Annotated in this window: 11 protein-coding genes and 4 tRNA genes; 9 read left to right on the forward strand and 6 right to left on the reverse strand. The window is 61.9% G+C overall.

Annotation, left to right across the window (positions count from 1 at the left end):
* Positions 1–12 precede the first annotated feature (12 nt).
* Complete coding sequence (locus tag AC5Y42_RS06380; RefSeq protein ID WP_014710941.1) at positions 13–648, reverse strand: TetR/AcrR family transcriptional regulator; 636 nt, start codon at positions 646–648, stop codon at positions 13–15.
* Positions 649–1,444: 796 nt separating this feature from the next.
* On the opposite strand from AC5Y42_RS06380, the gene AC5Y42_RS06385 reads away from it, so the two are divergent.
* On the forward strand, positions 1,445–4,531 hold the full coding sequence (locus tag AC5Y42_RS06385; RefSeq protein ID WP_024636820.1) for an MMPL/RND family transporter: 3,087 nt from the start codon (positions 1,445–1,447) through the stop codon (positions 4,529–4,531).
* Complete coding sequence (locus tag AC5Y42_RS06390; RefSeq protein ID WP_014710939.1) at positions 4,528–5,424, forward strand: alpha/beta fold hydrolase; 897 nt, start codon at positions 4,528–4,530, stop codon at positions 5,422–5,424. The genes AC5Y42_RS06385 and AC5Y42_RS06390 overlap by 4 nt, the downstream gene beginning before the upstream one ends.
* Positions 5,425–5,452: 28 nt before the next feature.
* Here the strand turns inward: AC5Y42_RS06390 and AC5Y42_RS06395 are convergent, their stop codons facing one another.
* Positions 5,453–5,899: a DUF6188 family protein gene (locus AC5Y42_RS06395; RefSeq protein WP_014710938.1), complete on the reverse strand. Its 447-nt coding sequence runs from the start codon at positions 5,897–5,899 to the stop codon at positions 5,453–5,455.
* 264 nt (positions 5,900–6,163) lie between these two features.
* On the opposite strand from AC5Y42_RS06395, the gene AC5Y42_RS06400 reads away from it, so the two are divergent.
* A complete protein-coding gene (locus tag AC5Y42_RS06400; RefSeq protein ID WP_224097130.1) occupies positions 6,164–7,732 on the forward strand; it encodes a hypothetical protein in 1,569 nt (522 codons plus the stop codon).
* A gap of 7 nt (positions 7,733–7,739) precedes the next feature.
* On the opposite strand, the gene AC5Y42_RS06405 is transcribed toward AC5Y42_RS06400, so the two are convergent.
* Positions 7,740–8,171 carry an NUDIX hydrolase gene (locus AC5Y42_RS06405; protein WP_008263949.1) on the reverse strand — a complete coding sequence of 144 codons (432 nt, stop codon included), beginning with the start codon at positions 8,169–8,171 and terminating at the stop codon, positions 7,740–7,742.
* Between the two features lie 79 nt (positions 8,172–8,250).
* Between AC5Y42_RS06405 and AC5Y42_RS06410 the strand changes: the two genes are divergently transcribed.
* From AC5Y42_RS06410 to AC5Y42_RS06430, 5 genes are all read left to right on the forward strand, one after another.
* Positions 8,251–9,045 carry a GntR family transcriptional regulator gene (locus AC5Y42_RS06410; protein ID WP_020821582.1) on the forward strand — a complete coding sequence of 265 codons (795 nt, stop codon included), beginning with the start codon at positions 8,251–8,253 and terminating at the stop codon, positions 9,043–9,045.
* A 99-nt stretch (positions 9,046–9,144) separates the two neighbouring features.
* Complete coding sequence (locus AC5Y42_RS06415) at positions 9,145–9,567, forward strand: hypothetical protein (RefSeq protein ID WP_008263947.1); 423 nt, start codon at positions 9,145–9,147, stop codon at positions 9,565–9,567.
* The gene (locus AC5Y42_RS06420) at positions 9,564–10,910 is read left to right on the forward strand and encodes a hypothetical protein (protein WP_020821580.1); all 1,347 of its coding nucleotides are present in this window, start codon (positions 9,564–9,566) and stop codon (positions 10,908–10,910) included. The genes AC5Y42_RS06415 and AC5Y42_RS06420 overlap by 4 nt, the downstream gene beginning before the upstream one ends.
* A 10-nt stretch (positions 10,911–10,920) precedes the next feature.
* Positions 10,921–11,154, forward strand: a complete 234-nt coding sequence (locus tag AC5Y42_RS06425; RefSeq protein ID WP_008263943.1) for a helix-turn-helix transcriptional regulator — start codon at positions 10,921–10,923, stop codon at positions 11,152–11,154.
* On the forward strand, positions 11,155–12,312 hold the full coding sequence (locus tag AC5Y42_RS06430) for a tyrosine-type recombinase/integrase (protein ID WP_008263933.1): 1,158 nt from the start codon (positions 11,155–11,157) through the stop codon (positions 12,310–12,312). It begins immediately after the preceding gene.
* A 32-nt stretch (positions 12,313–12,344) separates the two neighbouring features.
* Here AC5Y42_RS06430 and AC5Y42_RS06435 read toward each other — a convergent pair.
* The 3 genes from AC5Y42_RS06435 to AC5Y42_RS06445 all read right to left on the reverse strand — a co-directional run bounded on the left by AC5Y42_RS06435 (position 12,345) and on the right by AC5Y42_RS06445 (position 12,634).
* Positions 12,345–12,421: transfer RNA gene (locus tag AC5Y42_RS06435), tRNA-Phe, on the reverse strand.
* Between the two features lie 27 nt (positions 12,422–12,448).
* Positions 12,449–12,525 (reverse strand) — tRNA-Asp (locus AC5Y42_RS06440).
* A gap of 36 nt (positions 12,526–12,561) precedes the next feature.
* A tRNA-Glu gene (locus tag AC5Y42_RS06445) sits at positions 12,562–12,634 on the reverse strand.
* Positions 12,635–12,757: 123 nt separating this feature from the next.
* Between AC5Y42_RS06445 and AC5Y42_RS06450 the strand changes: the two genes are divergently transcribed.
* A tRNA-Lys gene (locus tag AC5Y42_RS06450) sits at positions 12,758–12,833 on the forward strand.
* The last annotated feature ends 225 nt before the right edge of the window (positions 12,834–13,058 follow it).

A 13,058-nucleotide genomic window follows, 5' to 3' on the forward strand; every position in this document is an offset into this window, starting at 1 on the left:
GGAGCGGGATCACTACGATGCGGGCTCGTCGACCTTGCGGCGGTGCGCGGCGAGGAAGTCATCGACGATGCGCTCACAGTCTTGACGATCGATGGCACGCAGCCCGGTGAGGCGCGCGAAGGCGACCGGCCCCACGAGTTGGCACAGGATCAGCTCGGGGTCGAATTCATCGAGGTCGGCGCAGGCTTCGGGGCTTTGCAAAAGTAGATCGAACGGCTGGCGATACTGCTCGATGATCCGGGTCCGCAGCGCGTGCCGATCGTAGGTCTCCTGAGTGCTGTTTGATGTTGGGCCAAGCGCGACCCAAGCCAGTGTGGTGACGTGCAGCGGCGCCTCCTGGAACAGCGTGGCCTGTCGGCTCAACAGTTCGATGAGTTGGTCGCGCAACGATCCCGTCGCCGGCGGAAGGTGAACCTGCGGCAGCAGCCGTTCAAATGTGGCGGCCAGTAGTTGAGTGGAGCTGCTGAAGTGGCGATAGAGGGTCGTGCGCGCAACTTTAGAGGCCTTGGTGACCGCGTCTATGGTGACGGCTTCAATCCCGCCGGCGCTGAGGAGTTTGGTGGCTGCATCTAATAGCCGGGTCCGGGAGCGCACCAGGCGCGGATCGACATCGTCGTCGACCGGCATGTCAAAACCGTCGCGCTCCATATGGTCACCGTAAACCCTACGCATACCTGGCCCGCACCGAATCGCATCTGCATTGGCGATTGATCCAGCCACTACCCAACTAACGCTACTGTTGGTAGCATAGCGCTACCAATAGTACAGTTATTCGTAGGGGTTTGTGCGTAGTAGGGGGATTCGTGATCAGGCAACGGCTCGAACAACCCGTGGTCCAAAAGGCCACCAATGCACGGCTGGCATGTCGGTTCATGAGGCCATCCCACGAACCCTCCCAACTTGTGCGGCAGGGACTCGCACACGCCGAGGATGGCGTTCTGCGATGAATGCGCTGCTTGCGCTAACCAGGACCCAAGTGTGGATGAGTGCGGCTCGCGGTTTCAGGCTCAGCGGCCGCACCATTACCAGTGACATCCACCGAACGCCGCCGGACCAAGACCGCGTTCGTCCTCGGCATTACCCGCCTCGCTACTGCTCATACCTGGACGACAATTTGATGAACCGGGAAATGTACAACCACGTGCACGACGATCCCACCAGGCTAACTTCCCGGCTGGCTTTTCGTCTGCGGCGTTCATGAACCTTTCAGAATTTCGGCGACGGTGCGTCGTCACGGTCAATCAACCTGCGCGCCGAGGGGCACGTCGCGCCAGGCGCGAAATGCTGGTCCGTCGCCTGCGGGGTGCTCTCGGGCCAATCCAGGTGAGTAGTGCGGTAGCGGTCGACGGGTGCACGCCTGTCGCGGTTTCGGCGACGAAGCGAAAGGGTACTAGCGGTACTGTTCCGACACCGTTAGTTTCTTTTGGGATAACGGAGGTGGGGGATGGCGGACAACGGGTGGGTTTCCTCGGGGGTGGCGACGCTGAGTCGCCCAGTTCGGGAGCAACTTCGCAAGGTCGCGGCGGGCGAGGGCGCATACAGTGATCGACTAGCTCGCCTGGCGGGGTTCAGCATCCGACATAAGGTGCTGGTCATCGGGGCGTGGGTGGTGACCGCCGGCGTCCTGGCGATGCTGTTCCCCCAGCTGGAAACCGTTGTGAAACAGCAGTCGGTGAATCTGGTCCCCCCTGATGCTCCATCGCTGCAGACGGTTGACCGGATGGGCACGGCATTCGGCGAGCAGGGGTCCAAGACCACCGTCTTTGTTGCATTCGAGGACCCGACGGGCCTGACTGCGCCGGTGCGTCAGCGCTACAAAACGATGGTTTCGCGGTTGCGTGCCGACTCCCAGCACGTGCGACTGGTTCAGGATCTGTTAGCCGACCCCGTTACTGCGGGTCAGGCGATGAGCCAGGATGGCAAGGCGTGGTATGTGCCGGTCGGGGTAGCTGGCACGCTCGGCGATCCTAGAGCGGCGGAATCCGTTCGGGCGGTGCGCGCTATTGTCGCCGAGTCGTTTAGCGGTACGTCCACGATCGTTCGTGTAACCGGACCTCCCGCGACATTCAGCGATCTAATCGATTCGGCTGAGCAGGATTTGATTGGCATCTCCATCGTGACAGCCGGTCTGATCGCGGTGATTTTGCTGGTCATCTATCGGTCACTAGTTACCGCGTTGCTGCCATTGCTCGTGATCGGTGTGAGCCTGGCGGTCGGGCGCGGGGTGCTCTCGGCGCTGGGCGAATCAGGAATGCCGGTGTCGCAATTCACGATTGCGTTCATGACTGCCATCTTGTTGGGTGCCGGCACCGATTATTCCGTGTTTCTGATCAGCCGGTATCACGAGCAGCGCCGCCAGATGATTTCGGCTGACCTGGCTGTGATTAACGCAACCGCCACCATCGGGCGGGTGATCATGGCTTCCGCCGCGACTGTGGCGTTTGCGTTTCTATCCTTGGTCTTTGCGAAGCTGAGCGTATTTAGCGCATTAGGCCCGGCGTGCGCGATCGCTGTCTTTGTCGGAGTCGCAGCTACAGTAACGTTGTTTCCTCCGGTATTGGCGCTTGCCGCGAAACATGGCATTGGCGAACCCAAAGCTGACCGCACGCGCCGATACTGGAACTGGATCGCCGTGGCCGTGGTCCGCCGACCCGCCCCACTGCTGGCCGCCAGCCTGGCACTTGTATTAGGCCTCGCGGCTGTCGCGCTGACTATGCACATCAGCTACGACGATCGGCAAGGACAGCCGGCGACGACCACCAGCAATGAGGGCTATCGCTTGCTGGATAGGCATTTCCGCAAAGATATCGTCATCACACAGTTCATGGTCGTCGAATCACCCACAGATATGCGCACCAGTAAAGGCCTAGCCGACCTAGATGAAATGGCGTCTCGAGTGTCGCAATTGCCGGGCGTCACCAAGGTTTCCGGTGTCACTCGGCCCACCGGTGCACGCCTCGATCAGGCACAGCTCTCGTGGCAAAACGGCCAGATCGGCAACAAGATGGCCGGCGCGGTCGCCAAGGGAGACGCCCATAAGGACGACCTGGCCAAACTCACCAGTGGCGCCGACCAACTCGCCGGCGGCCTGGCGCAACTTGACACCACCCTGCGCACGGCATTGACACCGCTGACCGCGGTCCTTACCCAAGCCCAGTCCAGCGGATCGCAATTTCAACACTTTCGCCCTCTGCTGCAGCAACTTTCGGCTACCACACCAACCATCGATCAAGCGATCCGAACCGGGCCGGGACTGCGTCAAGAAGCTCAACAAGCCCAAAACGCGATCGCCACGATCGATCCGCTGGTTGGTGCGCTCAACACCTCCCCGTGGTGTGCCACCACACCCGAGTGTGCCCAGATCCGCGATCAGGTGCAGATTCTGGTGACCTTGCGCGATGGCGGCTTTTTCAGCCAGCTCGCCAACCTGGGCGACATGTACCAGCCGGGCAGCGACAATGCGGCGGGCACCGTAGCAGATCTGCAGAGCACGGTCACCTCGCTGAACAAGGCTTTCGGAGCACTCGGCGATCCCGCCGACATGGCCGGCAATATCCGCCGCCTCCAAAACGGCATCAGCCAGCTCGCGTCGGGTGCACAAGCCCTGGCCACCGGCGTGCACACCCTTGCCGACAGCAACATCGAAATGTTGTCCGGCATGAGTCAGGTCGCCACCCAATTACAAAATTCCGCGCGGTCCAGCGCCGGTTCGGACAACGCCAGCGGCTTTTACCTGCCCGCCAACACCTTCGAGAATCGCCAGTTCGCCGATGTGGCAAAACATTTTATGTCGGCCGATGGCAAGACCGCCCGCTTCGCGATCGAATCGAGCTACAACCCCTACAGCAGCCAAGCGATGGATCTCGCTCAGAAAATCACCGAAGTTGCCGGGGCCGCACGCCCGAACACCTCCCTGGCCAACGCCACGATATCGATGGCCGGTTTCCCCGCCGTCAACTCCGATATTCAGCGCCTGCTGTCGGCCGACTTTCATCTGCTGGCGATCGCCACGCTCGTCATCGTCGGAGTGATCCTTGTCCTTCTCCTGCGTGCCTTGCTGGCCCCGCTCTACCTCCTCGGTACGGTCGTACTCAACTATGGCGCGGCACTGGGCATTGGGACGCTCGTCTTCCAATACGGCCTGGGTAAGGAAATCGCCTGGCCCGTACCGCTTGTGGCGTTCATCATCCTGGTCGCCGTCGGCGCCGACTACAACATGCTGCTGATCTCGCGGTTACGCGAAGAATCCGCTCACAACATTCGCGTCGGCGTGCTACGCACGGTCGCAAACACCGGTTCAGTCATCACCTCAGCCGGGCTCATCTTCGCCGCGAGTATGTTCGGCCTGATGGTCGGCTCTGTCGGAATCATGATCCAAGTCGGATTCATCGTCGGCTGCGGCCTACTACTCGACACCTTCGTCGTTCGCACCCTCACGGTGCCCGCGATCGCTACGCTCCTGCGCGAGGCCAGCTGGTGGCCGCAACGGAAATCCTCGACTCACAACGGCCGACCACACCGGACCACATGACAATTGGCCGAGAGCGCATCCGCACCAGCGACGGGATCACTCTCGTGGCCGATTGCTACCGGCACGCCGCGACTCACCCCGTCGTGTTGCTGCTCCATGGCGGCGGCCAGAACCGTCACGCGTGGGCCACCACCGCCCGTCGACTCTATTCCCACGGCTACACCGTCGTCGCCTACGACACACGAGGTCACGGCGACAGCGACTGGGACCCGAGCGGACAATATGACATCGAACGGTTTGTGTCCGATCTGATCTCGGTACGAGGACACGTCAGCGCCGACAGTCCCCCCGCCGTCGTCGGCGCGTCGCTGGGTGGGCTGATCATCCTCGCTACCCATCTGCTGGCCCCACCCGACCTCTGGGCAGCCGTTGTCCTGGTCGACATCACCCCGCGAATGGAATTTCATGGGGCCCGTCGCATCCTGTCATTCATGGCCGGACACCCCGACGGATTCGGCACGCTCAATGATGCCGCCGATGTCATCGCCGAATACAACCCACGCCGCGCGCGACCCGAAAATCTCGACGGCCTGCACAAGGTTCTGCGCCAACGTAGCGATGGCCGATGGATCTGGCGCTGGGACCCGGCCTTCATCAGCTCCAACTTCGATGTCCTCCAAGGCAATCTCATGACGGGCAGCGAGGAGTTCGACGCCATCAGCGGATTCCTCGCCGAAGGAGCACGTCGAATCACGGCCCCAACGCTGTTGGTACGCGGGGCACTTTCAGACGTAGTCTCCCAGGAAACCGTCAGCGAATTCCGCCAGCTCGTCAGGCACGCCGAAACGACGGACGTCACCGGCACCGGTCACATGGTTGCCGGCGACAACAACGACGCGTTCACCGCCGCGGTTACCGACTTCCTCGACCGCGCCATGAGGACCCTGACATAAGCATCCAGCGAGTCTTCAGCCACCCGGGCTACTGATGTGCCATGGCTTTGGGTTGTGTTGCGTCTGAGTCATTCTCGTCGACAGGAAGGTCGTGCCGAATCGCTCGGACGCGACCTCGCGGCAGACACGCCACGTATCCGTGACACTTGCCATAGAGTTCCCACGAGGTCGCCGCTACATCCGGGTCGACGTCGATGCGGTGGCCGGGGGAGAAACAGAGATGTAAGGCCCCGTCGTCGTCGCACCAGGCGCGCGTGCAGATCGCTCCGGCAAGGTCCAACAGTGGCCGCTCCTCGGGCGAAAGGTTGATGGGGTCGATCAACACTTCATCCGACGGCCAGGCTCCTGCCGGCGGGAGGGTCAGTCGCAGCGGTCGGGAAATCACCAATTCGTTGTAACCGTCGAGGTCGAGTATGAGCCCTTCGTGCAGCGAGACTCGCTGAACGGTGCATTGCTCAATCCATTGCGTGTGCATAACCGCCCCCTTCGACGCGTCGGTGAGTCCCATCTATGCTACCGATAGTAGCGCAACGATACTATTAGTATTCCTATGCGCTATCGCGGGCGTTCCATGCATCAAGAATGCGCTGCAAACCTCGATCAATGCGCTCGCGCGCCTCCCCTGCCGTGCGGCTCTGGTGTGGCTGCGGTCGGTTGACCTGCCGTATGCATGCAGTCGTCGGAATGCGAACACTACGGACCGATCTGAGTTGTCATCCCCAAGTGCGACCATCCCAATATGGCGATCACCATCCCATCCGGCCGGCCCAACTGGCGCTTCATGCGCTACGTTCGGCCGCCGACGAGAGACTCGAAGTTGGAGCCTCTGTACCCATTGAGGCCGGCAACGCGCCCGGTGCGGCTGGGCATTGATGTCGGGACCATCGCGGAGCCGCCGGAGGAGGGCTACATCACCGGGTTCCTGACGCGCGACGAGATCGAGGTGCACCTATTGATCCCGGCGGCAACGGAAGCTCCGAGCGGGTGGACCGAGTTGCTCGATGAACCGCCTTGCCACACCGTCAATTTCACGAACGTAGCTGACGCAGGCAAGTTCTGCGACGCGGCCGAGTTCTCCGTCAGCACCGCTCGTGGCGAGAGCTACCGTGCCTGGTCCAAGGCTCGGTTCTTCGCCGCGTACCAGCAGCTCGATGAGCACGATGCGCCGGACGGCCTCCCCCCGTTGACGCTCGATCAGCGACATCGTGCAGCTGCCTATGCTGCCGCCGCCGGGGCTGTTGGCATCGATGCCATCGTCACCACCGCCCCCACTGCGGGACGAACAGATGTCGCCGACAACGATGTGGTCGTCAGCGTGACACCCGACGCGGCTGTACCACTCATCGGTCACTACTTGCGGGTGACTAGCAATCCGGTTGTGACGGTCGAGCGCGGCATGTTGGTGGGTGGCGGAAGCTGGGAGACGACGGAGTCGACTGCGACCATCGTCAATCTTTACGACTGGGGCACGGTCAGCGGATTGCCATACTTCGATGCCGCTTCAATGTTTGCGGCTGCCGCTAAAGGTGGACCTGAGGCCGCAGAGGCATTCACGTCGGTTCGCATCCGCCTGAGACGTGCAGCGCGCGCGTTCGACGATCTGCTGGCCGCGCTGTCGAACCCGCTGGACGGGAAGCGGAACGAAGATGTTGCCGAGGCTACCGCTGAAGCTTTTGACCGTGAATTACTCTATCTTGCAGCAGTTTTCGATATTTTCGGGCGTGCTTACCAAGCGATGGTCGACCCGTCAGTTGATCGGAAAAAGGCTCGGGGATCACTCGACTCGCGGACCTTCATCGACAAGGAAGTGCGAACGCAGTACGACCAGTCACTTTTGGGTGACGTGACGCGCCTGCGGGTGTATGCGTGGCTCTGCAAGCAGTTGAGGAATCACATCCACGATGGCGTTCTTGCCGTCGACACCCACCCTGGCCGCAGCTACGGCAACACGATGAACGTGGCGCTGAATCTCAGTGTGATTCCCGAGTTAGCCCTCGGTGCCGACAATGAGATGACTCAGCACCACTACGACGCGCTGGGAGTGTGGCAGACCGAACCTGTTTCGCCCTTTACCGGTTCGTCAATGGTGGCCGACCTTGCGACAACCGGTTTCACCCTCATCCGAGCGGCGCTCGAGTACATCGAAGCGTTCACGAAACTTATCGTCCGGAACAAACCGGCGAATGCGCCGTCGTCTAGTGCGTTCCTGGGATGCGTGCAGGCTCGTCCGGGCGAGGTCGAGCCAGCGCCCCCAAAGCGAGCAGTGTTCTATCAAGCACTGTTCGGATTACATCCGGACAGCGTGTAGTGGACCCCTAGCAGCCCGACACGAGGTTGACGCCGTCATGGACCCGCGAATGAGTTTCTTCGTCGAACGCGTCCAGTACACGCACCGCGAATGCAGGATTCATCGCTGACTGAACTTCCTCCCTTGTCATCCAACGAACCTCGCGGGCTTCCGCAGTGGGGTGAGTGTCCCCATCGGCCGGATGGCAGCGGTAGACCAGAGCGACAATCCCATGGGTCAGGTTCTTGTAAACGCCGGTGAGACGTTCTACCTTCACCGTCAATCCGGTTTCCTCAAGGACTTCGCGCCGAACACCGTCCTCAAAAGATTCGCCTAGTTCGAGTACACCACCAGGGGCTTCCCAGTGGCCGTTGTCGTCCCGCCTGATCACGAGAACGCGATCATCGTCACGCACTACGATGCCGGCGACACTGACCGAGTGCTTAGGCGAGGTTGCCATTTCTGGGGTCCTCCTTGTTCGATGCCGGCAGAAGAGACACGGGTTGACTGGCTTCCTAGACTAGTCGTCTAGACATGTGATGGAAGGCCAGCGGGTGCTGCAACTTGGACAAATCGACAGAGCCGATGACAAGCCGCCATATCGGCAGATCGCGGGCATGTTGCGAGAAGCGATCCGTTCCAACCGGCTAGCTCCCGGGGAACGACTGCCGTCTGAGACGGAACTTATCGAGCATTTCGGTGTGGCACGCATGACGGTAAGACAAGCTGTGCAGGAGCTTCGTTCCGAGGGACTGGTCGTCTCGCAGCATGGCCGCGGGGTGTTTATTCGCCCGACGCCCCCCATCCGCCGGCTCGCGTCGGATCGATTCGCGCGACAGCATCGCGCGGCAGGCAAGGCGGCGTTTACCGTCGAGGCCGAGAAATCGGGTTACTCGCCGCAAGTCGACAATATTGCGGTGAGCCGCGAGAAGCCGAATTCGTTTGTAGCGGAACGACTTCGATTATCACCGGACGATGACATCGTCGTGCGATCGCGCCGCTACCTGGCGAATGGCCGACCGGTTGAAACGGCGGTCTCCTTCATCCCGGCTGCTTTCGCCGAAGGCACGAGGATCGAGCAGGTGGACACTGGGCCCGGGGGCATCTACGCCCGACTGGAAGAGAATGGCCACGTACTCGGTCACTTCACCGAGGAGGTCGCAGCCCGAATGCCCACTCCCGAAGAACGGCGGCAACTGGAACTCGAACCAGGCGTTCCCGTATTGACAGTGCTGCGAACCGCATATGACGCGAATGACGTGGCGGTTGAGGTCTGCGACACGGTGAAAGTTGCTTCCGCCTACCTGCTCGAATACGAGTTCCCGGCCCGCTGAGCCCAAAGTCTTCGATCAACTGGGCGTCGACCGTTGCACTCCTCTAGACGACTATGTAACCTCAACTTGTCTAGAGCAGTTCTCATGAAAGGTCGACAAATGTCTGTGCCGAAATGGCTCAAGGTGTCACACCAGCAGGTTTTCCCACGCAAAGCGTTTGTGGTGTCCGACGTGACGGCGGTGATCGATTACGAGCGGTCGACGAAGGACAACAAGGTCCAGGCCACTGATCGAGAATCAGGCGCTCCGTTGTGGCAGGTCGAAGTCCTCGACGGCGACCCGACAGCTAGTAAGCGAGCGCGCACTCTCACCGTCAAGTTCGCAACGCCCAAGCAGCCTGTGTGCCCACCGAACACTGCCGGAATGCCCTTCACACCAGTGATTTTCGAGGAACTATACATATTGCCGTACGTAGACCGTTCGAGCGAATCCGGCCGCATCGCGTGGTCGTTTCGGGCCTCGGGTATGACTGCGGACACCGGCAAGGCGGGGTCCTCAGCGGGAGACCGGGTGTCAGCATGAGTCCGTACGACCCCGTAGTACCTAGCGATCCGTATTCGATTCCAGATCCCGACGCCGGCATCGACTTCTTTGACCTCACGCACCTGCTGGCGGTCGGCGCCATGTGGCTCATTGCGGTGATCGGCGTGGTCGCCGTTTCGCTCGTCGTTTGGAGAGTGCGTTCCCCCGCCACATTTGGGCGTTATGTTGCAACACCAGCATGTCGGGCCCGATGGCTGATCTGGGCATCGATCTCCTGGCCACGGGTTGCCAAGGCCTGCGGGTTGTCGACTCCCGAGCACGTCACACGCACGGACGCACAGGGCAAGAGCAGGACGAGGACAGTTTGGACTCATCCTCGCCTTCTCGGGGTGAGCATGTTCGGCGACTGCCTACGGATGACAGTCCGAACACGGACCGGCCAGACGGTGGACGACCTCGAAAACGCGGTCCCCGCAATTCGTGACGCTGTCGGGGCGCATTCCGCCCGCTCGACACTGATCGGCCCCGGCACGGTTCGCGTGGAATTCGTTATGAAACAATGCCTTTCAGAGGCAGAGACCGCTGCATTCCCAACCAGCGTCGAGCCGACGGGCGTCGAGGTCGGCCGGCGTGAGAATGGGTCGGCATGGACTCTGCGCGTCGCCGGCCTGCACACCCTCACTGTTGGGTGCTCGGGTGCGGGCAAGGGCTCCGTTTTTTGGGGCATTGCAGGCGGATTAGGCCCAGCCATCAAGGCGGGAACCGTGCGGCTGTTCGCCGTGGATCTCAAGTACGGGATCGAAGTGTCAGTCGGGTCTGCACTATTCAGCGGCATTGCGACGACCGAGGCCAACGCCGCGAGACTGCTGACCAACTTGGAGGAGCTACTAGACAGCCGCGGTCGCAGGATGGCCGGCCGAGCGCGTTCGCACACACCGAGCACCGCCGAACCGCTCGTCGTGCTGCTCATCGATGAATTCGCGGGCTTGACCGCATACATGACGGACGCGGCACTGAGGAAGCAAGTTGCGGGCTCACTCTCACGCATCCTGACAAAGGGTAGGGCTGTAGGCATCGTGGTCGCCGCATTCATGCAGGACCCTCGCAAGGAGATTCTGCCCATGCGCGGGTTGTTCACCCAAACCGTCGCACTGCGGCTGCGCTCACGCGACGAAGTCGCCATGGTCTTGGGTGACGGCCTCGCCGACGCCGCCCCCGCGCATCGGATCAACCCAAATGAGCCTGGTACCGGATACGTCATCGCCGAAGACGGGTCAACGATGCGAGTACGCGCCGACTTCTGGCCCGATTCGCTAATCCGTTCTGTCGCACAAGAATACGGGCCTACAAGCTCAAGTCGCGCTGGTTCAGCAGAGAACTGAGGACATCGGCATGACAACCCTCGGCATCAAAACCAGCGCCACCGCGACAGCGACCTTTCCAGAGCTTCTAACAGCGGAGCAGGTGGCCGAGCTGCTTGGCGTGTCCGCTGCGACGGTGAGTCGATGGGGCGCATTGCGCGAACACGGCGCAGACGTGGGACCGCCCTGCTACACGCTATCTGATCGCGTAAGACGTTGGGACGCAGCTGAAGTCCGCGCATGGCTTCGTAAGGTGCGTCGCTAAGTGGCCGGATCGGTCCCGCGCGGTATCCGAAAGCGGATCAATTCGGCCGGTCTGCCGCGCTATCAAGTGCGCTACCTGGTGCGTGATTCAGACTCCCCGTCGGGATGGGCTGAGACGTCGTCGACGTTCGCCACCTTGCGAGAAGCGCGGGCATTCAAGGCCGACCGGGATGGCGAAGCGGCGATCGGCGCCAGACGCTTCGACCCCCGACTTGGCCGGGCCAAACTCGCCGCTGTCTGGACGCAATACAGCGCGTTGAAACGCCCCGCAGTGTCGCCCAAGACCTGGAGCGGCTACACCCAGCATTGGGAACTACGCATCAGTCCGCGTTTCGGCCACGTCCCGGTTGATGAAATCAGCCGAAAGGATATACAGCAATTCATCGATTCCATGACCGTCGGTCCCTGGGCCAAACTCGCCACGCTGCGGCTGCTGCGGTCGATTCTCGACATGGCGCGCGAGGACGGTCGAATCCACAGCAACCCGGCTGACGGGGTGTCATCCGGGCGGATACCCACCCGAGAACGCCACCGCTATCTGACCGCCACCGAAGTCGCCGCCCTGGCAGCCGCATGCGGCGACCACGGCGACGTGGTGATCATCCTCGCCTTCACCGGCCTGCGCTGGTCCGAACTCGTCGGCCTGCGGGTCGGCGACATCGACCTAACTGCGCGTCGGCTCTATGTCCGCCAGGCCGCGCCAGAAGTGGAAGGCCGGATCATCGTCGGGCCGCCAAAAACTCGCGCCGCCGCCCGAACCGTCCCACTCCCCCAAATCGTCATCGACGCGCTCAAACCAAGGATCGATAATCGCGCGCCCACAGAACATGCAATCACCTCGCCAAATGGCGGGTTCCTCAGATCAAACAACTGGCGCCGGCATACCGACTGGAACGAAGCCCTAAAGAAAACCGGACTGGTGCCGCTGACGATTCACGACCTGCGCCACACCTACGCCAGCCTGGCCCGGGCCTCCGGCGCCGACCTCCGCTACGTCCAGAAGACGATGGGGCACTCGACGCCGACCGTCACCGCGAACATCTACAGCGACCTCTATTCAGACGAACTCGACCACGTAGCCACGAATCTCGACCGGCTTCAGGACGTCGCCAAAAACCGGGCGAACGGACAGGAACCGGACACACCGAACCATCCATAGAGTGCCATCACCGCGTCCGTGCAGCTCAAGACTGGTGGCCAGGGGCGGGATCGAACCGCCGACCTTCCGCTTTTCAGGCGGACGCTCGTACCGACTGAGCTACCTGGCCGGAAGGCACCGTGTGCCTCGCCGTGAATGGCGACCCTGACGGGACTCGAACCCGCGACCTCCGCCGTGACAGGGCGGCGCGCTAACCAACTGCGCCACAGGGCCTTGTTGCACTGCCTGCTCCGCGTCGCCGCGTCGCGGTACCCCCTACGGGATTCGAACCCGCGCTACCGCCTTGAAAGGGCGGCGTCCTAGGCCGCTAGACGAAGGGGGCCAGAACCGAATCTCTCCGGGGTACTCGCAACATGGTTCCGTTGTGAGCCAAGCCAGCTTAGGCCACCGCAGACCCAATCCTCAAACGAGCCCCACCGAGGGACGCAGTATTCTGTGCGTCGCAGCCCCTATAGCTCAGTTGGTAGAGCTACGGACTTTTAATCCGCAGGTCCCAGGTTCGAGCCCTGGTGGGGGCACCACCGAACGTCCATGTCAGGCAGTTGTCGGCGGCCACACGCCAACCGCAGCGGACCCCGGCAGGCCATCTACGTCCACACCGCGTCCACACCGTGCTTGCACGGCACGCCGGGAGGCCGTAACCGCAACATCGCCTGACCACGTTCGATAGGGTCGTCCCGGTGCCAAGCGATCGTGTTGTTCCGACCCACGTCCTGACTAAGGACGCCGTGCGGTGGTCGATCGAC

It is taken from the genome of Mycobacterium sp. NGS48 (assembly GCF_059812585.1).